The organism is Devosia psychrophila, from assembly GCF_000971275.1.
GTDB lineage: Bacteria > Pseudomonadota > Alphaproteobacteria > Rhizobiales > Devosiaceae > Devosia > Devosia psychrophila.
Genome location: NZ_LAPV01000093.1, coordinates 130914 through 149027 on the forward strand (window position 1 = coordinate 130914; position 18114 = coordinate 149027).

The following is an 18114-nucleotide window of genomic DNA, read 5'->3' on the forward strand; positions in this document are numbered from 1 at the left end:
CATCCATGGGGTTCATGCCTGGTCGTAGGCGCTGAGAAGATGTGGCAGGCAGGCGAGTTGGGCGGTTATCGCCTTGCCATCGGCGAGGGTCCAGCAGGCGGACAGTGCAGCATGGGCAGCGGCCCAGCCGAGAATGCGCTTGCGCGAATAGCCGAGGCGCTGGGCCAGGATATCGACGCGGGCGGCGATGCGGCGCGGATCAGCGGCAATGTGGAGAGCGTCGACCGGATTGATGAAGACATTGGCGAGCTCATAGGCCGGATCGCCGATCAGTCCCTTGGGATCGATGGCCAACCAGCCGCGATCGGAGCTGAGGATATTGTCGTGGTGCAGGTCCCCATGCAGTGGGATCTGGGCGCTGGGACGGTCGAACATCTTGAACGCAATGCCGCTGGCGCGGGCGTAGAGATCGCGGGCGGTGTGGGGCCAGACGCGAACATCGGTATCGAACAGGGTCTGGAACCGGGTGCGCAGCGGCTGCAGGTTTTCCGGCGCGTCAGGGCGGGGCCGATGCAGACTGGCAACGACGGTGGCGATGGCGATGGTGCCTTCGTCATCCTTGCCGGCGCGGACGGGCTGGCCCAGCGTGCCGCCATCGAGCCATTCGAGGAAAATGGTATCGCCATGCATGTCGAACACCGTGGCGGCGCCCTCGCCGCCGTACCAGTTGAGCAGCGCAGAGCCGCGTCGCTTTTCTTCGACGGCAAGCTGCTTCAGGATCTTGAGGGCAGCGAAATTGCGGCCATTCTGCTCGACGCGGAAAATCCAGCTCGTCGCCGTTTCGGCCACGGGCGTCGATTTGGTCAGGGACCAACGGATCATGGCGCGGCTGAGCGCGGTTTCGACAGGCGACTGATTCATGGCGTGCATTAGAGCAGAAGCCGCGATTTGTTTCGACATCCACAGCCACGTGACTGGTAAACTTGCTGAAATGTTGGCGGTAACCGGAAGGTAAGGCTGTCGGTTGGCAGATTTGCAACCCTAAGAGCAGGAAGCCTCTGCGCTGAAAGAGTTCGTTACTTTTACGGGCGCAGCATGAGGATCAAGCGAAACGCGAACCTGACAGGGAGGCTTCCGATGACGCATCAACCTTATGACGACCGCCGTGAACCGAGCCGGCTCGCCGACATCATTGCACGTGACGAGGCGCATCCGAGCGTCGGGCGGCAGGTGATGAACGGGCTGAGCGGACTGCTGGTGCTGATGGTCACCGGCGTGGTCATTGTGTTGCTGGTGCTGTGGAAGTCGCCGTAGGGGCGTTTCAGTCGACACTCTCCCCCTTGAGGGGGAGGGTAAGTAAGCAAGCAAGCGAGTTAGCCTACTTGATCTTATATGCATCCTTTGCTGCCTGGTAGCTTAGGTGTTTGGCGACATCCCTTGCCGTGGATTTCGTGATCCGATTTTCGCCGACCCAGCGGCCGAGGAAACCGCAGACTTCGCGGCGCCAGACGTCGTGGCGAGCCGGGATGGAGAGCAGGGCGCGGGTGTCATCGTTGAAGCCGGCGAGATTGTAAAAGCCGGCGCTTTCGACGACTTGGTCGAGATAGCGGCGGATGCCCTGCGGGCTATCGTGGAACCACCAGGGCGGGCCCACCATCAGGCTGGGCCAATAGCCCGCCATGGGTGCCAGTTCACGGGCATAGGTGGTTTCGTCGAGCACGAACATGATGAGGCGCAGGTTGGGCTCGTTGCCGGCGCGGCCAAGCAGGGCGCGCAGGCCATTGACGTAGTCGGTGGTGCCGGGAATGTCGGCGCCAAGATCGGTGCCACGTTCGGCCATCAGCAGCGGATCAGTATTGCGGCGGGAGCCGGCATGCATTTGCATGACCATGCCGTCTTCGACCGACAGCAGCGCCATTTCGGTCATCATCTGAGCGCGAAACAGTTCGGCATCGGCGGCGTCATGCTTGCCGGACAACACCCTGTCGAGCAGGGACTGCCGTTCCGGCGCGGCCAGATCGGCGGTGTTGGCGTTGGGTACGCCATGGTCGGTGGCGACGGCGCCGAAGCGGCGGAAATATTCGCGGCGATTGCGATGGGCGTTGATCAGCCCGGACCAGGTGGAAATGTTCTCCCCGGTGATCTCGCCGAACTTTTCGAGGTTTTCGACGATGGCCAGCCGGCCTGGATCGGTCACGTCGTCGGGGCGATAGGTGGTGCGGACGCGACCGATGGTGCCATTGGCCTCCATCTTCTGGTGATGGACCAGCGGATCGAGGGCAAATTCAGTAGTGGCGATGACTTCCACCCTGGCGCGGTCGAGCAGCGCGTGGGGCAGCAGTCCGGGCGTCGCTAGGGCCGCGTCGATGGTGTCGTAGATGGCGTCTGCGGTTTCGGCCGAGAGCTCGTCTTTGATGCCGAAGGCCCAATCGAGGGAGTGATCGACCCAGGTCTTGGACGGGGTGCCGGCAAACAGATGATAGTTAGCGGCGAACAGACGCCAGGCGGCACGTGCCTCGGCTACCGGCTTGCCATCCTTGCGAGGGACGCCGAGGTCGTCATAGCCGAGGCCACGGCTGCGCAGCATGCGAAGCACGTAATGATCGGGCGTGAGAAACAGCGCCGCCGGATTGGTAAAGCGCTGGTTATCGGCAAACCAGGACGGATCGGTATGCCCATGCGGGCAGATCAGCGGCAGGTCGCGAACTTCGGGATAGAGCTCGCTCGCAACGGATTTGGCGGGCTCGGAAGCGGGGAACAGGCGGTCTGGGTGCAAGTGGGTCATGAAGCGGTTTTGCCATGATCCGAAGCGCAGATCAATCATCTTCCATACAAGATAGCAGCCTATGGCATTTTATGTAAATTAACCGCGACTGCAGGTTTGCATTCGTGGCTGAGGCAAGCGGGATTAGCTTGCCCTGACGGGTGAGAACCAGCGCAATGCGGCTGCCCAAAGGTCTGGCAATGGATGATTTTCGGCCGGCGACCAAGGGATAATCCGAATGGCAATTGTTGACACGGACGAGGATGGCACGATCGAAGCGGTTCGGCAAAATGCCCGGCTGACAGGCCATGTGCAGAATGCCCAGGTGATGCTTGTGGCCGCAGGAATAGCGGCCTTTAGCATTGTGGCGGTGGCGACAGCCATGCTTGCGACGATGCTTTAGACAGGGACGCCTTATAGCTCTAGGGTGCGCCGGGGAGAACACCGGCCGCCCATGCGAATCCTGCTCGTCGAAGACAATGAAGACCTGGGCGAGGCGATAGAAAAACGCCTGCGCAACGCTGGCCATTCGGTGGAATGGGTGCGCGACGGCAATGACGTTGTATCGGCTGCCGAAGGTGACGATTTCGATGCGGTGGCGCTCGACCTGATGCTGCCCAATCGCGATGGTATCGGGCTGATCGCGGAACTGCGCCGGCGCAAGTTCAATGCGCCTATTCTCGTCATCACCGCCCGTTCCGAAATCGACGACAAGGTAAGCCTGCTCGATCTTGGTGCGGATGATTATCTGGTCAAGCCGTTCGACCTGCGCGAGTTGGAAGCGCGGCTGCGGGCGCTGATCCGGCGGACGGGCGGGCAGACGTCTAGCTTGCTGGCAGTGGGCAATCTCGAAATGGATCTGGCCGGGCTCAATGCGAGCGTCGCAGGCAAGTCGCTGGAACTGGGGCGGCGAGAATTCCGGCTGCTGGAAATATTGGTGACCAATGTGGGCAAGGTGGTGCCAAAGGAGCGGCTGATGAACCAGCTGTTCAACTTCGACGAGGCGGTGTCGGTGAACGCACTAGAGCTTCACATCTCGCGGCTACGCAAGAAGCTTGAAGCGGCGAGCGTGGAAATCGGCACCGTGCGCGGGGTTGGCTATGTGGTGCGGGTGCCGCATGGGTAGGATCGATAGTGCCGCATACACCGCGCGGCACCTCCCCCTCGACGGGGGAGGCTGGGTGGGTGTGCGGAAGCTTCTATTGATATTGTGCGCAGCCGTCCCCCTCCTCAGCCCTCCCAGCAAGGGGGAGGGTGCTGATCGAGTTCTTGGCGGGTGCCGTGGCTAACTCGTTCTCCATCAAGCGGCGGATTCTGGCGCTGGCGCTGGCGTTGTTGCTGGCGGCGGCGGTGGTGCTGATCATCTTTATTCGCGACTATTCGGAGCGAGCGGCGGACCGGGCGTTTGACCGGCTTCTGGCGGCGTCGGCGCTGACCATTGCCGGCGCGGTGCAGGTGGAAGACGACACGGTGATCGTCGAGCTGCCTTTCGCTTCGTTCGGAATGTTTTCGGGGCGGGACCGGGTGTTCTATGCGGTGGAAAGTCCCGGCGGCGGGGCGGTGACGGGCTATGAGGACCTGTCGCGCGTGTTGCCGGAAATGACCTCGGCGGGACCGATCTTCCGGGATGCGACCTATCGCGGGGAGTTGGTGCGGGTGGCCAGCGTGGGGCGGCTGACCTCATCGGGAAGCGATACCGACTGGGTAACCATTCATGTGGCGGAGACCCAGAGTGAGCGCGAGGCACTGGCGTGGGAAATTCTTAGTAATGCCATCGTGCCGGTGGTGGCGCTGACGCTGCTGGCGATTGCGCTGGTGTGGTTCGGCATCGGGCGGACGTTTGCGCCACTGGTCCAGCTTGAGCAGGAATTGCGTGGACGGGCGCCCGATGACCTGTCGCCGCTGGATGTGCCGGTGCCTATGGAGGTGAGCCATCTGGTGTCGGCGTTGAACGGGTTCATGGCGCGGCTGGGCAGTGCGGTGGAGCGGATGACCGGCCTGGTTGCCGAGGCAGCACATGAGGTGCGCACGCCGCTAGCGTCGTTGCGGGCGCAGGCGGAAGTGGCGATGGACGAGCAGGACCCAGAGGCGCTGCGGCGGCGGGTGGGGCGCATTCATCAAGGCGCGGCGCAGGCGAGCCAATTGGTGACGCAATTGCTGATGGAAGCGACGATCTCGCACCGGCTGGAAAACCAGGAGACGGATACTTCGGCGCTTGGGGCGGTGGTGGAGGATGTGCGACAGCGGCTGGACCCGGACCAGGCCGGGCGGCTGATGGTGGAGCTGCCGGAGGCGGTGAGCGAGGCGCAAATTCGCGGTGATCGGGTGGCGCTGCGGGAGATGGTGCGGAACGTGGTGGATAATGCGCTGGTGTATTCGGAAGGGCCGGTGGAGATCGGCGGTGTGGTTACCGACGGCGTAGTGACCATGGCGGTAAGCGACCGGGGACCGGGTATTGTCGAGGCTGAAAAGCCGGTGGTGCTGGAGCGGTTCAAGCGTGGAGCGACCAGTAGCGCCAAGATCGGTTCGGGGCTCGGCCTGTCCATCGTCAAGCGTGTAGCCGAGGCGCATCGCGGGGCGCTGCGATTGAAGGATAGGGACGGCGGCGGGCTGGTGGTGGAGATCGATCTGCCGCTGCTGGGACGGACCAACAAGGTGGAACAGCTGCGGCGAGCGCTGGGTTCGCTGTCGGCGCTGGTGCTGTGCCTGTTGCTGGTCGGGTCGCAGGACACCCAGGCGGCGTCGACCAGCTATCCGGCGCCGAATGGCAGCAGCGATACGGTGCTGACTATTGTGGGGGTGACCGACACGCCGCTGTTTGCGCAGTTCATTGCAGGCTTCCAGACGGTGCGGCCGGATGTGACGGTGATCTACGAGGAGACGGATTCGCGGCCGCTGTATGACCGGTATCTCGCCGGCGACATGGTGCCGAGGCCCGACCTGCTGGTGAGTTCGGCATCGGATTTGCAGATCAAACTGGCCAATGACGGATATGCCATGGCGTATGACAGCCCGTTTCTCGGCGGCCTGCCAGAGTGGGCGCATTGGCGCAACGAGGTGTTTGGCTTCACCTTCGAGCCAGCGGTGATCATTTATAATCCGGATCGGATCTCAGCCGCAGAAGTGCCGCGCACGCATCTGACGCTGGCAGAAATGCTGGAGACGCAAACCGAGCGGTTTCGCGGTACGATTGCTACCTATGACATTGCGCTATCGGGCGTGGGCTATCTGCTGGCGTCGCAGGACCAGGTGATTTCATCGAACTTCTGGCGGCTGGCGGCGGCGTTCGGGCGGGTCAATGCGCAGTTCTCGGGGTCGAGCCCGGCCATTCTCAACGGCGTAGCCGACGGATCGCTGGCGCTTGGATATAATGTGCTGGGTTCCTATGCCTTTGCGCGCAAGGCGGCGGGGGCCAATATCGAAATCGTGGTGCCGGACGACTACGTGCTGGTGCTGACGCGCTCGATGCTGATCCCGCGCGATGCGCCCTACCCTGAGTTGGGCAAGGCGTTCGTCGATTTTGCGCTGTCGCCGCCGGGACAGGCGATTGCGGCGGGACCCACGGCGCTGGGGTCGGTGGTGAATGGGACCGTCGGGGAGTGGACCAGCGAGGCGATTGCGGCACGAGGCCGCGGCGTTTTGCAGCCAATAGGGCTGGGACCGGCATTGATGGTGTCGCTGGACCAGCAGCGGCGGAAGCGGTTTCTGGATAGCTGGGGCGAGATCGTTTCGCCAAAGCCTTGAGGAAAGTCCTTTTGGGGGTACTCCCACCTCGCCTTCCCTTGATGAAGAGGAGGAATTCTATCGAGTATTGGGCACCATCCCCCATTCACCGGTCAGGTTCCTTCCTCTTTTCAGGGAGACTGCGTGAGTATTCTTTCTTTGCTTTCGCACTACGCAGCCATGCGATTAATGCATGGATTCTACGTTCGTCGCATGATTGTCACCTATTTTCGCCATGGAGCGCACTTACCACCCGCTCAATTGCACCCACCGCATAGCTGTGGTGCCCTTTTACCCCTACCGGAACCGACGGTATGAGCCCATTTGTCTAGTCATGAAAGCGACCCGGCAATTCGGTTGGGTCTTTAGAGGAACTGGCCATGAGCACCCCCCGCAAATCTTTTTTTGCAACCCTGAACACCTTCGTTGAAGTCTTCGGCAGCGCTGCTGCCGTGTCCAACGCGGTCGAAGGCGGGCGCGCTCCAAAGGCCAAGCACCTCAAGGCCCTCGGTATCGATGCAGTCGCTTTCCGTTCGATCGGCCGGGTTTAACCCGACCCGGCGTCGCGCTTTCCTCCCTGTGGGCGTGGCGCCGATCAGCCGATTGACGTGAAAAAGCCCGGATGCCCTGAAAGGGGCGTCCGGGCTTTTTGCTTTTCCAGGATATCAGTCTTCGTCGCTCGCCATCTGGGACAGGACGGCGCCCTTGCCGCGAAGGCGGAAGTAGAGCGGGATCAGGACGGCGGCGGCGGCCACGATGTAAAGCGTGATGGCGATGGGCGTGTGGACCAGAACCATCGGATCGCCCTGGCTGATGGCCAGTGCCCGACGCAATTGCTGTTCGGCCAGCGGGCCCAGGATCAGGCCAATGACCACGGGGGCGATCGGGTAACCGAAGCGGCGGAGGCCATAGCCCAGGATGCCGAAAGCCAGCAAGATCAGCAGTTCGAACGAGAACGGGATGGGCCCCAGCCGGCCGGACATGGCGCCATTGGCGCCCAGAGTTCCCAGCGTGGCAAAGGTCAGGATGCCAGCATAGAGCCAGGGTCGAGGCACGGTCAGCAGCTTTACCCAGAGGCCGATCAGCGGCAGGTTGAGCACCAGCAGCATGAAATTGGCGACCAAGAGGCTAGCGATCAGCGACCAGACCAGCGGCGCATTGTTGGCGAACAACAGCGGCCCGGGCTGCAGGCCGAACTGCTGGAAGCCGGCCAGCATGATGGCGGCGGTGGCGGATGTGGGAAGACCCAGCGTCAGCAAGGGAACCAGCGTGCCGGCAGCGGAGGCATTGTTGGCGGCTTCGGGGCCGGCGACGCCCTCGATGGCGCCGTGACCGAATTCCTCAGGATGTTTCGCGAGGCGGCGCTCGGCTGCATAGGAAAAGAAAGTGCCGATTTCGGCGCCACCGGCGGGCATGGCGCCAATTGGGAAGCCGATCAGCGTGCCACGCAGCCAAGGGCCCCAGGAGCGTTTCCAGTCTTCCAGGGTCATCCACACCGACCCTTTGACGGCCAAGACCTCTTCCTTCATCTGGGTGCGGGACGAGGCGATCGACAGTGTTTCGCCGATGGCGAACAGCGCGACGGCCAGCGTGGTCACCTCGATGCCGTCGAGCAGATCGGGGATGCCGAAAACCAGACGCGCCTGGCCGGTTTGCAGGTCGATGCCGATGACGCCAAGGCCGAGGCCGATGAACAAGGCGGTGACGCCGCGCAGCGGGCTATCGCCGAACGCCGCCGAAACGGTGATGAAGGCAAGCACCATCAGCGCGAAATAGTCGGCTGGGCCGAAGGATAGCGCGACCTTGACGACCCAGGGGGCGAGAAATGCCAGAGCGATGGTGGCGATCAGGCCGGCGACGAAGGAGCCGATGGCGGCCGTGGCCAGTGCGGGACCGCCCCTACCCTTGCGGGCCATCTTATTGCCTTCCAGCGCGGTAACGATGGAGGCGCTTTCCCCCGGCGTATTGAGCAGGATGGAGGTGGTCGAGCCGCCATACATGCCGCCATAGTAGATGCCGGCGAACATGATCAGCGAGCCGGTGGGATCGAGCCGATAGGTGACGGGCAGCAATAGCGCCACGGTCAGCGCCGGTCCGATGCCGGGCAGCACGCCCACGGCGGTGCCAAGGGTGACGCCCAGCAGCGCATAGAGCAGGTTCTGCCACTGCAGCGCCGCAACCAGGCCATTGGCCAAAAGACCGAAGGTATCCATTACACGCGTCTTTCGATCAGGGAATGAGCCGCTCGAGGGGGCCCATGGGCAGGGCGAGCTGCAGGCCGCGCGAGAAGATGAACCAGATGACAAAGGCCAGCACGAAGCCGATGGGAATGGTCTGCCACAGCGGGCCACGACCGAAGGCCTTGGCCGTGAAGGCGAAGAGAATAGCCGTGCCGATGGAGAAACCCGCCCAGCCGAGCAGCAGCATCTGCGCTACCAGCCCCCCGATGATCCACAGCATTGGACCGTAATTGTCTTTTTCACGCGCCGGGAACTGGCCACGCCAGGCCGAGAGCGCAGTGCCGATCGACAACAGGACCAGGCCGCCGGCGATCACATAGGGGAATACCTGCGGGCCAACCTTAGCCTGGATCGGCGGCACCCGCATCATCGAGGTCTGCCAGATGATGACAGCGGCAATCACCGCCAGCACCAGCGCTATAAAAAGCGCCGCCCCATCGGGGCGACGCGAGAGATTGGGTTCGCCTAGGCTCATTGCACCAAGCCGATTTCTTTCAGAATGGCGGAGGTCGCCTCGGTATCGGCCGCGAGCTGCGCGTCGAAATCGGTGCCGCCGAGATACATGTCCTGCCAGCCCTTGGTTGCCAGCGTCTGCTTCCAGGTCGCCGAGCTCACCAGCTTTTCGATATCGGCGCCAATAGCAGTCTTCTGCTCGTCGGTGATGCCGGGTGCTGCCGCAACCATGCGCCAGTTCTCGACGACGAGATCAACACCCGCTTCGCCCAGGGTCGGAATCTCCGAACCTTCGAGGCGGGCCGAGCCGGTCGTTGCCAGAGCGCGCAGGTCGCCCGACTTGATCTGGGCATCGAATTCACCGAGGCCTGAAATGCCGACGGTCACCTGACCACCAAGCACGGCTGCAAGCGCTTCGCCGCCGCCGGAGAAAGCGATATAGTTGACGGTGGTTGGATCGACGCCGACGGTCTTGGCAAACAGGCCAGCCGCGATGTGATCGACGCCGCCAGCCGAACCGCCAGCCCAGGAAACCGAGCCGGGATCAGCCTTCAGCTTGGCAATCAGATCATCGACAGTCTTGAGTTCGGAAGCGGCCGGCACGACGATGACGTCAGATTCGCCGGTGAGACGGGCGATCGGGGTCACGTTGGCCAGCGAAACGGGCGAAGCATTGGTCAGCACGGCGCCGACCATCACATAGCCACCGACGATCAGCGCATTGGGATTGGCATTGAACTGGTTGACGAACTGGGCGAGGCCAATAGTGCCACCGGCGCCAGGAACGTTGGTAACCTGTACATTGCCCGAAATGCCTTCAGCCTGGAGGGCTTCCTGCATCGAGCGGGCAGTCTGGTCCCAACCGCCGCCGGGGGCAGCGGGGGCCATGATGGTGTAGTCGGCAGCAAAAGCGGGAACAGCAATAGCGCTCGAAATCAGCGCAGCCAAAAGCAGCTTGTTCATAAGTCCTCCCATGTCATATTCGGAACGTCTCTGCGTTCGTGACACGGACAATAGGCTTCGTCCCTGTCACCGTCCTGTCAGCAAGGCAGATGGGCCGCGTAATCGGGTTCGACTGAATAATGCCAGCCAGATTGCTCCTGCAGGCCGCCAATTGCAACGGGGCAGACAATCAGTCCATGCGACGGAGCTGGTCGCCATTGGCGTCGGGCGCGGGGTTGGGGGCAATGCGCTGGGAAAACATCGATAGCAGATGCGTGGTGTCGGCAAACGATCCCGGACGCGCGAACAGATAGCCCTGCCCCATGCTGCAACCGAGTTCAGAGAGGATGCTGGCTTGCGACGCCGATTCTATGCCTTCGGCCACCAGCTTGATGTCGAGCTTCCTGGCAATATCGATGATGGAGCCAACCACGACGTCGCTGGCGCGATCGGCGCCGAGGCGATCGATGAAGGACTTGTCGATTTTGATGACATCGACGGGGAAGCTCAGCAGATGGGTCAATGAGGCAAAGCCGGTGCCGAAGTCATCGAGCGCGACAAGTAGGCCGCGCTGGCGCAAGTCACTGACCGCCTTGGGCACCATCTGGTCGCTGCCGGCCATGTAGACCGACTCGTTGACCTCGAGGATGAGGTGCTTGAGCGGAACGTTGGTCCTTTCAAACGTCTCGACGATTCGCGATTCGAGATCGCCGCGCTGGAAATCGCCGGTAGTGACATTGATGCCGACATGCTGGAAGGGAATGCTCAGGTCGAGCCACTGTCGGATGTCCGCCGCGATCTGCGTCAGCATCTGGCCTGTCAACTGCCAGGCAATGCGCGGATCGGCCAGCGCGGCGTGGAATTCGCCGGCTGCGGCGATGCGGCCATCGGGCATGCGCATCCGCGCCAGGGCTTCGAGGCCGACGATCTCTGCAGTGTCGAGTCGGACGATGGGCTGGTAGTGCACCAGCATCCGCCTGTCGGCGAGGGCCTGATCGACATTACGCACCATCGTGGCGCGCTCCATCATTGCCGTGCGCATGCCGGGCGTGAAGCGGACATAGCCGCCGCGACGGATTTCCTTGGCATGATAGAGCGCAAAATCGGCGTTCTGGCTGAGAGAGGCTTCGTCGTCGCCATCAGGACCGAAAAGTGCGCCACCAATGGTGATGTGGGGGTCGATGGTCTGGTCGTCCATCTGGATTAGACCGCTCACCGCATTGAGCATGCGGTTCGCTGCGTCCCGCAGGGCGTGGTCGGAATGGCAATCGGACACCAGGATGGCAAACTCGTCGCCGCCGAGGCGGCAGGCGGTCAGCGAGGGGTGGCAGTTGGCCAATCGCTCGGCCACCGTGCGGATCAGCATGTCGCCAAAGGCGTGGCCGACGGTGTCGTTGACCAGCTTGAGATGATCAATATCGACCAACATCAGGCCAAAGGGCACCTGCAGGCGGATGGCGCGACCCAGCAATTCGTTGAAGCGACCGCGATTGGGCAGGCCGGTCAGCGCATCATAATAGGCCAGGCGATGACTACGCTCGCGGACGATCTCGTTGTCGATGGCGATGGAGCAGAGATGCACGCAGGTCTCGACGATGCTGCGCTCGAGATCATCGGGCCCACGGGCGGTGCGGTAGTAGAAGGCGAACGTCGCCACGACCTGATTGGCGCTGTTGCGGATGGGGCTGGACCAGCAGGCGCGGAGGCCAAGCGGTTCGGCCAGACTGCGGAAACCGTCCCATAGTGGGTCAGTGGCAATATCGGTGACCATGACCGCCTCGTTACGAAACGCCGCGGTGCCGCAGGAGCCAACCTTGTCGCCGATGGCCACGCCATCGATGGCGCTGGAAAAGGACAGCGGGAGAGATGGCGCTGCAAGCGGACGCAGGCGGCTCTCCGCATCGACCATCAAAATGGAGCAGATCGCGTCGGAAGCCAGCTCCTGCGCACGGCGGCACAGCAGATCGGCAACCGACACCAGCGGCTCGCCACGAGCGACCGCTTCCAAAACTTCCGTCTGCAGTCGCAGCAGCAGAGCGCTATCGGTGACCATCAATTCAACCTCAACCCGGATGCACTCTAACAAGAGCCAATGAAGCGGCGGTTCCGACGGTGACGGGAATTGCGCAGGCGAAGATCAGGAAGAATTAAGTAAGACCAACTGCTTCAGGGCACAGGTTTTAATGCGTGGCAGCCGCCGTAGGGAAAGGCCGTTGTCCCGCGCGACGCATTTTGCAGGCGACATATCGGGGCAGAAACCGTAAGCGGAAACTGGAGCGCCCAAGGGCAAGGAGACCGGCATGCTGCCATGGATTAAACTGGATCGCGCCGTGGTGCCCGGCGGCGGCGGCGAACTGCAGTTGATGCAGCGCGGCACGGAATTCTCGATCATGGCGGGCGGCAACGGGTTGATGAACAGCCGGCTGAGCGGCTCGGAAGAGGCGTTGGCGACGCTGTCGGCCGAACGCGTCGGCATGCGCAAGAGCCCCAAGGTACTGATCGGCGGGCTTGGCATGGGGTTTACCCTGCGAGCGGCGCTGGCGAGCTTTCCGGCCGACAGCCGGATCATCGTGGCTGAGCTGGTGCCCGAGATCATCGCCTGGGCGCGGGGGCCGCTGGCATTCCTGCATGGCACCAGCCTCGATGACCCGCGCGTGACACTTTATGAAGGCGATGTCGGCGCGGCGATCACCGACGGCAAGCCGTATGACGCGATCCTGCTCGATGTCGATAATGGCCCGGAAGGGCTGTCGCGGCCGAGCAATGACCGGCTCTACACTGCGTCTGGCATTTCGACGGCCAAGCTGGCGCTGGCTATGGGCGGACACCTGGCGGTGTGGTCCTCGGCTCGCGATGCGCCGTTCACCAAGCGGCTCAATCAATCGGGAATGCAGACCGAAGAAATTACCGTACGGGCCAATGGCAAGCGTGGCGGTGCGCGGCACACGATCTGGTTCGCGACGCGGCGGTAGAGCCGCTTAGCGCAGTTGGCCACTCGACAGGGTATGGCGTTGTGGCGCTATGCGCGCCAGCAGGGGCGCGTCGTGGCTGATGGCGAGAATGCCGAGGCCGACCGCGCAGCGGGTCAGCAGGAAGCGCCAGATTTCGGCCTGGGTGATGGGATCGAGCATGGCGGTGATCTCGTCGGCGATGAGGTAGCGGGTCTGGGGTGAGAGGGCCCGGAGTAGCGTGACCCGTTGCAGCTCGCCGCCCGAGATTTCGTGCGGGTAGCGGTCATACCAGGCGCGGGAGACGCCGAGGGCTTTGCGGGTGGCTTCGTCGGGCTGCCAGTCTTCTTCGACGATGCGGCCGATGCGCCAGCGGGGGTCCACCGCAAAAATAGATGATTGGTGGAGATATTGGACGGAGGACCGGCCGCTGGTGGTGGTGGCGCCGTCGATGGCTACGACGCCCCTGCCCGGCTGGAGATAGCCGGCCATGATGCGGCCGAGCGTGGATTTTCCGCTGCCGGAGCGCCCGGCAAGGCCGATGATCTGGCTCGGCGCCAGTGAGAGGGAGACACCGGACAGAACTGGCGCTTGCTGGCGATAGGCAAAGTGGATGTCGCGGGCTTCAAGCATGGGCGGGATCCGCGCTGAAGTGGTTTTCCGGCATGGAGTGCCAGAGGGCGCGGGCGTAAGCGGACTGCAGGGCAGCGCCGTTTCCGGAGAAGGCTGATGCCGGCTCAACATCGACTAGCTTGCCGTGCTGCAGGATGGCGACGCGATTGGCGAAGGGCAGAGCCTGGGCGAGATCGTGGGTGATCAGGAGGACGCCGTTGCCTGCATCGGCAAGCTGGCGGAGGTGCGTGAGGACCGCGATTGCATTGCTGGGATCGAGGCCGCTGGTTGGCTCGTCGGCTACGATCAGGTCGGGCTGGCCGATAGTGGCGATGGCCAGCATCAGGCGACGGGCCATGCCGCCGGACAGCTGGTGGGGAAAGGCGTGGGCGGTGGAGGCATCAAGGCCGAAGCGGGCTAGTGTTTGGTTCAGCGCAGCCTTGCCGACCTTGCGACCGCTGCGCCGCGCGGCCCAGGCGAGTTGCTTGGCACAGCGGGTCAGGGGATCGAGGTGGCTGGCGGATTGTGGGACAAGGCCGATGCGGCGGCCGCGATGGGCCGGCCAGTTGCTGCGCTCGAGTTTTACTCCATCGAGCAGGAGTTGGCCCGCAGTGATGGCGTTGGGTGGCAGAATGTCGAAGAGGGCATGGGCCAGCAGGCTCTTTCCGGCGCCGGATGCGCCAACAATTGCTAGAACCTCGCCGCGGTCGAGACCAAAGCTCAGGCCTTGCAGCGCCAGTACAATGCGCTGGTGCAGCAGGCCATCATAGCGCCGGAAACCAACCGAGAAGTCTTGCACCGAAAGCAGCATCATACCTGCTCCTGTCGCGGGTCGGCCAGTAGGCGAAGACCATTGCCGATGGCGTCGAAGCACAGCACGAGTGTCAACAGGCAGAGGCCGGGGAACAGGCCCAGCCACCATTTTCCGGCCACCAGGTAGCGCATGGAATCCGACAGCAGCACGCCGATGGCGGGCTTTGAGGGTTCGAGGCCAAAGCCGATGAAAGTGAGGCCTGCCTCATGCAGGATGGCGTGGGGAAACAGCAGGACGAGGCCGACCAGCAGTTGTGGCCAGAGATGGGGCAGGAAGTGATGGCGGCCGATATAAGCCCATGACTTGCCCATGCGGCGCGAGGCGATGATGAAATCGGCATGGCGGAGCTGGAGGGTCTCGGCGCGCAGGATGCGCGTCAGGCGCGGCCAGTGGGTGACGGCGACTGCAATGATGACCGCTGTGGTGCCGCCGCCCAGGGCGAAGGAAATCAGGATCAGCAGGACCAGATGCGGCAGGCCCATGGCGGCATCGACCAGGAACGCTACTAGCGCGTCAGCCCAGCGGCCGCAGGTGATGGCGAAGATGGCGAGCAGCGTGGCGATGACCACGGATATCGAGGCGGCGACGAGCCCGACCCAGAGACTGACATTAAGGCCGTGAATGGTGCGGGCCATCATGTCGTGGCCGAGCTGGTCGGTGCCGAACCAATGCGCGAGGGATGGCGGCGCGAGGCGCGTGGTGAAGTCAGCGTCAATACCGAAGCCGCCGAGCAGGATGGAGGCCAGAACCACGCCGGCAATAATCAGCGCGCCGACCAACGCTGAGAGTATGGTCAGCGTTCTATTGTTGGGCCAGCGGTTGCGCGATGCTGCCGCCGGAATATCGATGGCCTGGCTCATCGGGCCGGCTCCCCGTGCATGCGCGGATCGACAACGCGGTAGAGCAGATCGGCGATGGAATTGCCGATGAAGACGAAGACGGTGAGGAACAGCGCCAGCGCCAGCAGCAGCGGTACGTCGCCGCGCGTGCCGGCCTCGACCGTGGCGCTGCCTAGGCCGGGATAGGCGAAGACCTGTTCGGCCAGAACCGAGCCGCCGAACAGCTCGCCGAGCGAGGCGAAAAGGACGGTGATGGCCGGCAGTGCCGCATTGCGGGCGCCGTGAAGGAGCGCGATTTCCAGCTGGGACGCGCCCTGCGCCCTGGCGTAGAGCGCGTAGTCGGACTGCATGATTTCGACCAGCTTGGCGCGGGTGTGCAAGGCGATCTGGGCGACGCCGAGCACGGTGAGGGCGATCAGCGGCAGGATCATGTGGTGAAGGAACTGCAGCGTCGTCACGTTGCCCGGCAGCATGCCGATTGGGGCGGCGCAGCAGACAGGGGTCCAGCGCAGGCTGACCGAGAACACCATCAGCAGCAGGATGGCGATCCAGAATGTGGGCGCGGAGGCCAGCACGTAGGAATAGAGCCGCACCGAGCGATCAAGCCAGGTGCCGGGAAAGGCACCTGCCACCACACCGAGGGCAAAGCCGAATATGCCGGAGAGCAACCAGGCCAGTCCCATCAGCGGCAGGGAGGTCTTGAAGCGCGCGGCCAGCACATCGGCGACGGGCGCGTTGTAGGTCATGGAATACCCGAGGTCGCCGCCGAGGAGGTTGCCCAACCATTTGCCGAACTGAACCTGTGGCGGCAGGTCGAGACCCCATTTTTCGGCGATCAGTTCGCGTTGTTCTGGACCGACCCGGGCGATATCGGCGCCAAGATAGGCATTGACCGGATCGACCGGCGATAGTTTCGCCAGCGCGAAAGCGACCACGGCTACCGCGACCAGCACCAGGGCCAGCCGCACTACGCTCACTGCGATCAATGTGGTCCAGTTGGTCATGGCGTGGCTATTCGCAGGTCCATTTCCAGTTCTGGATCAAGGCGGTGATCGGCCAGCCGTGACCGTGTGGCTCGGTTTGGGTGGGGCCGATATCGAGGCACCGATTGACGTAGTAGATGTGATCGAGATTGACCAACCAGGCCCAGCCCGCATCGCCCTCGGGGCCGAAACCCGTAGTGCCGTCCCACTCAGCAAGTTGCCAATCAGGATAGGAGGCTTCGAGGCTTTCGGCAGCTTGTGCGGCGGCGAAATGGGCATCGACGGCAGCGTTGGAAAAGTAACCGGCGTTGTAATAGTCGACGCCGCCCAGCGCGGTGTCATAGAGGCTGTAGACTTCGAGCGGAGTGTGGCTGCCCCAGCCGAACATCACGGGCTCGGAATGCATGACGCGGTCGATGTCGTCCCAGCTCTTGCCCGCAGCCGTGGCTTGGATGCCTAGTGGTTTGAGCAGTTCGGCTAGCGTCGCTGCGAGGGCCTGGCGGGTGGAGTCCGAGGCCGGATAGTTGATGGGGAAGGCCGCGCGAATGCCGTTTTTGATGCGGATGCCATCGGAGCCGGTGACCCAGCCCGCGGCAGGCACGGCCACCATGTCGACCTGTCCCGCCTGGGCGGCGGCGAGGCTGGTATCCTCGTCAGTGAAAAGGAAGGTGATTTTTTCGAAGGCGGCTTTAGCTCCGTAATAGTTCGGGTTTACCTCGACGATCAGTTGTTCACCCTGGGTCCAGGCGACCAGCTTGTATGGTCCCGAGCCTATGGGGTTGCGGGCATAGCCTTCGCCGTAACTAGCAGCCGGGACGATGCCCAGCGCGAAGAAATTCTCGGTGAAGGTGATCCAGGGTTGCTTGAGTTTGATCTGGATCGTGGCGTTATCTACGGCAGTGGCGCTGTCCAGCACCGTCAGGTCGAGCGCACCGCCTGCCTTGGCGCCTTCAGTGAAGGTGAAGGCCACGTCGGCAGCAGTGAGCGCCGTGCCATCCGAGAATTTGGCATCGGTGCGCAGCTTGATCGTCCAGATCAGGCGATCGTCGGACAGAGTCCATGCTGTCGCAAGATCGGGCTGGGCAACGAAGTCGGCATCGCGGGTCAACAGGGTCGACTGAAATAGCGGATGGCCATAACGGCCCCAGCCTAGAAGGGGGTCATAGCCGGTGTCTGGCTCGCCGCCGATAGCCAGCACCAGATCGGGTTTCGGGGCGGCGAAAGCCGTAACGCTCGTGAGCATGGCGGCCAAAATGGCGACAACGGCAGCACGGCGAATTGCCTTGCTCATGAATCCAGCCCCATGTCACGATTGCACCATCGCGTTTAGGTCAGGGCTCCTGACCCAAGATAAGACTAGGCATCGGAAAGTATGATGTCCAGCCCGAAACATCATACTGGAGCTGTGCATGCAGCGTGTAACCGTAACGCTTGACGATGACCTGATGGACGAACTGGATGCGCTGATCGCCATTCGCGGCTACCAGAACCGTTCCGAAGCCATCCGCGACCTGGCGCGTGCCGGCCTCAAGCAGGCGGCGCAGGAGACTGGATCGGACCAGAATTGCGTCGGGGTGCTGAGCTATGTCTATAACCACGCGGCGCGCGACCTGGCCAAGCGGCTGACTTCGACATTCCATACGCACCACGACCTGACCATTGCCAGCCTGCATGTGCATCTCGACGCCGAAAGTTGTCTCGAAGTGGGCATTCTCAAGGGGCCGATGGGCGTGGTGCAGCATTTCGCCGACCATGTGATTTCAGAGCGGTGCGTTCGCCACGGTAGCCTGCATCTGGTGCCAACCACGGAGTTGGCGCCCGCAAACTCCGCTTTTCCCCATAGCCACGAGCACTAG

The 18114-nt window shown here is 63.0% G+C and carries 18 protein-coding genes; 7 read left to right on the forward strand and 11 right to left on the reverse strand.

Annotated features, from left to right (window positions below; translation table 11 throughout):
- Nucleotides 1-12: 12 nt before the first annotated feature.
- Nucleotides 13-861, reverse strand: coding sequence for an aminoglycoside phosphotransferase family protein (locus WH91_RS09320; RefSeq protein WP_158409542.1), 849 nt, complete (start codon nt 859-861; stop codon nt 13-15).
- Nucleotides 862-1077: 216 nt separating this feature from the next.
- Here WH91_RS09320 and WH91_RS24610 point away from each other — a divergent pair, with 216 nt between their 5' ends.
- The gene (locus WH91_RS24610; protein ID WP_158409543.1) at nt 1078-1254 is read left to right on the forward strand and encodes a hypothetical protein; all 177 of its coding nucleotides are present in this window, start codon (nt 1078-1080) and stop codon (nt 1252-1254) included.
- A gap of 64 nt (nt 1255-1318) precedes the next feature.
- Here WH91_RS24610 and uxaC read toward each other — a convergent pair whose 3' ends face one another.
- On the reverse strand, nt 1319-2725 hold the full coding sequence (gene uxaC, locus WH91_RS09325; protein WP_046170872.1) for a glucuronate isomerase: 1407 nt from the start codon (nt 2723-2725) through the stop codon (nt 1319-1321).
- A gap of 217 nt (nt 2726-2942) precedes the next feature.
- Here uxaC and WH91_RS24615 point away from each other — a divergent pair, with 217 nt between their 5' ends.
- The 4 genes from WH91_RS24615 (at nt 2943) to WH91_RS24900 (ending at nt 6978) form a co-directional block, all read left to right on the forward strand.
- The gene (locus WH91_RS24615) at nt 2943-3107 is read left to right on the forward strand and encodes a hypothetical protein (RefSeq protein WP_158409544.1); all 165 of its coding nucleotides are present in this window, start codon (nt 2943-2945) and stop codon (nt 3105-3107) included.
- 51 nt (nt 3108-3158) lie between these two features.
- Complete coding sequence (locus WH91_RS09330) at nt 3159-3830, forward strand: response regulator transcription factor (protein ID WP_046170724.1); 672 nt, start codon at nt 3159-3161, stop codon at nt 3828-3830.
- A gap of 155 nt (nt 3831-3985) precedes the next feature.
- Nucleotides 3986-6448: a sensor histidine kinase gene (locus WH91_RS09335; RefSeq protein WP_046170873.1), complete on the forward strand. Its 2463-nt coding sequence runs from the start codon at nt 3986-3988 to the stop codon at nt 6446-6448.
- 359 nt (nt 6449-6807) lie between these two features.
- Nucleotides 6808-6978, forward strand: a complete 171-nt coding sequence (locus WH91_RS24900) for a hypothetical protein (protein ID WP_171910548.1) — start codon at nt 6808-6810, stop codon at nt 6976-6978.
- A gap of 114 nt (nt 6979-7092) precedes the next feature.
- On the opposite strand, the gene WH91_RS09340 is transcribed toward WH91_RS24900, so the two are convergent.
- From WH91_RS09340 to WH91_RS09355, 4 genes are all read right to left on the reverse strand, one after another.
- Nucleotides 7093-8640: a tripartite tricarboxylate transporter permease gene (locus WH91_RS09340; protein WP_046170725.1), complete on the reverse strand. Its 1548-nt coding sequence runs from the start codon at nt 8638-8640 to the stop codon at nt 7093-7095.
- Nucleotides 8641-8656: 16 nt separating this feature from the next.
- Nucleotides 8657-9142, reverse strand: coding sequence for a tripartite tricarboxylate transporter TctB family protein (locus tag WH91_RS09345; RefSeq protein WP_046170726.1), 486 nt, complete (start codon nt 9140-9142; stop codon nt 8657-8659).
- Entirely contained in the window at nt 9139-10083 is a 945-nt protein-coding gene (locus WH91_RS09350; RefSeq protein WP_046170727.1) for a Bug family tripartite tricarboxylate transporter substrate binding protein, read from the reverse strand. The genes WH91_RS09345 and WH91_RS09350 overlap by 4 nt, the downstream gene beginning before the upstream one ends.
- A gap of 169 nt (nt 10084-10252) precedes the next feature.
- The gene (locus WH91_RS09355) at nt 10253-12115 is read right to left on the reverse strand and encodes a putative bifunctional diguanylate cyclase/phosphodiesterase (RefSeq protein WP_244542319.1); all 1863 of its coding nucleotides are present in this window, start codon (nt 12113-12115) and stop codon (nt 10253-10255) included.
- Nucleotides 12116-12362: 247 nt separating this feature from the next.
- On the opposite strand from WH91_RS09355, the gene WH91_RS09360 reads away from it, so the two are divergent.
- Entirely contained in the window at nt 12363-13034 is a 672-nt protein-coding gene (locus WH91_RS09360) for a spermidine synthase family protein (protein WP_046170728.1), read from the forward strand.
- Nucleotides 13035-13040: 6 nt separating this feature from the next.
- Here the strand turns inward: WH91_RS09360 and WH91_RS09365 are convergent, their stop codons facing one another.
- Genes WH91_RS09365 through WH91_RS09385 form a run of 5 tightly spaced genes read right to left on the reverse strand, consistent with a single transcriptional unit; the run spans nt 13041 to nt 17549 of the window.
- On the reverse strand, nt 13041-13643 hold the full coding sequence (locus WH91_RS09365) for an ABC transporter ATP-binding protein (RefSeq protein WP_046170729.1): 603 nt from the start codon (nt 13641-13643) through the stop codon (nt 13041-13043).
- Nucleotides 13636-14436, reverse strand: coding sequence for an ATP-binding cassette domain-containing protein (locus WH91_RS09370; protein ID WP_046170730.1), 801 nt, complete (start codon nt 14434-14436; stop codon nt 13636-13638). The genes WH91_RS09365 and WH91_RS09370 overlap by 8 nt, the downstream gene beginning before the upstream one ends.
- A complete protein-coding gene (locus WH91_RS09375; protein ID WP_046170731.1) occupies nt 14433-15296 on the reverse strand; it encodes an ABC transporter permease in 864 nt (287 codons plus the stop codon). The genes WH91_RS09370 and WH91_RS09375 overlap by 4 nt, the downstream gene beginning before the upstream one ends.
- Nucleotides 15293-16279, reverse strand: a complete 987-nt coding sequence (locus WH91_RS09380) for an ABC transporter permease (RefSeq protein WP_046170732.1) — start codon at nt 16277-16279, stop codon at nt 15293-15295. Before WH91_RS09380 ends, WH91_RS09375 begins: the two co-directional genes overlap by 4 nt.
- A gap of 7 nt (nt 16280-16286) precedes the next feature.
- Entirely contained in the window at nt 16287-17549 is a 1263-nt protein-coding gene (locus tag WH91_RS09385; protein ID WP_046170733.1) for an ABC transporter substrate-binding protein, read from the reverse strand.
- Nucleotides 17550-17667: 118 nt separating this feature from the next.
- Between WH91_RS09385 and nikR the strand changes: the two genes are divergently transcribed.
- The gene (gene nikR / locus WH91_RS09390; protein ID WP_046170734.1) at nt 17668-18114 is read left to right on the forward strand and encodes a nickel-responsive transcriptional regulator NikR; all 447 of its coding nucleotides are present in this window, start codon (nt 17668-17670) and stop codon (nt 18112-18114) included.

Excerpts from the sequence above, each read along its gene's own strand:
- WH91_RS09320 (WP_158409542.1), bottom strand. The coding sequence starts at position 861 with ATGAATCAGTCGCCTGTCGAAACCGCGCTCAGCCGCGCCATGATCCGT.
- WH91_RS24610 (WP_158409543.1), top strand. The coding sequence starts at position 1,078 with ATGACGCATCAACCTTATGACGACCGCCGTGAACCGAGCCGGCTCGCC.
- uxaC (WP_046170872.1), bottom strand. The coding sequence starts at position 2,725 with ATGACCCACTTGCACCCAGACCGCCTGTTCCCCGCTTCCGAGCCCGCC.
- WH91_RS24615 (WP_158409544.1), top strand. The coding sequence starts at position 2,943 with ATGGCAATTGTTGACACGGACGAGGATGGCACGATCGAAGCGGTTCGG.
- WH91_RS09330 (WP_046170724.1), top strand. The coding sequence starts at position 3,159 with ATGCGAATCCTGCTCGTCGAAGACAATGAAGACCTGGGCGAGGCGATA.
- WH91_RS24900 (WP_171910548.1), top strand. The coding sequence starts at position 6,808 with ATGAGCACCCCCCGCAAATCTTTTTTTGCAACCCTGAACACCTTCGTT.
- WH91_RS09340 (WP_046170725.1), bottom strand. The coding sequence starts at position 8,640 with ATGGATACCTTCGGTCTTTTGGCCAATGGCCTGGTTGCGGCGCTGCAG.
- WH91_RS09345 (WP_046170726.1), bottom strand. The coding sequence starts at position 9,142 with ATGAGCCTAGGCGAACCCAATCTCTCGCGTCGCCCCGATGGGGCGGCG.
- WH91_RS09350 (WP_046170727.1), bottom strand. The coding sequence starts at position 10,083 with ATGAACAAGCTGCTTTTGGCTGCGCTGATTTCGAGCGCTATTGCTGTT.
- WH91_RS09355 (WP_244542319.1), bottom strand. The coding sequence starts at position 12,115 with ATGGTCACCGATAGCGCTCTGCTGCTGCGACTGCAGACGGAAGTTTTG.
- WH91_RS09360 (WP_046170728.1), top strand. The coding sequence starts at position 12,363 with ATGCTGCCATGGATTAAACTGGATCGCGCCGTGGTGCCCGGCGGCGGC.
- WH91_RS09365 (WP_046170729.1), bottom strand. The coding sequence starts at position 13,643 with ATGCTTGAAGCCCGCGACATCCACTTTGCCTATCGCCAGCAAGCGCCA.
- WH91_RS09370 (WP_046170730.1), bottom strand. The coding sequence starts at position 14,436 with ATGATGCTGCTTTCGGTGCAAGACTTCTCGGTTGGTTTCCGGCGCTAT.
- WH91_RS09375 (WP_046170731.1), bottom strand. The coding sequence starts at position 15,296 with ATGAGCCAGGCCATCGATATTCCGGCGGCAGCATCGCGCAACCGCTGG.
- WH91_RS09380 (WP_046170732.1), bottom strand. The coding sequence starts at position 16,279 with ATGACCAACTGGACCACATTGATCGCAGTGAGCGTAGTGCGGCTGGCC.
- WH91_RS09385 (WP_046170733.1), bottom strand. The coding sequence starts at position 17,549 with ATGAGCAAGGCAATTCGCCGTGCTGCCGTTGTCGCCATTTTGGCCGCC.
- nikR (WP_046170734.1), top strand. The coding sequence starts at position 17,668 with ATGCAGCGTGTAACCGTAACGCTTGACGATGACCTGATGGACGAACTG.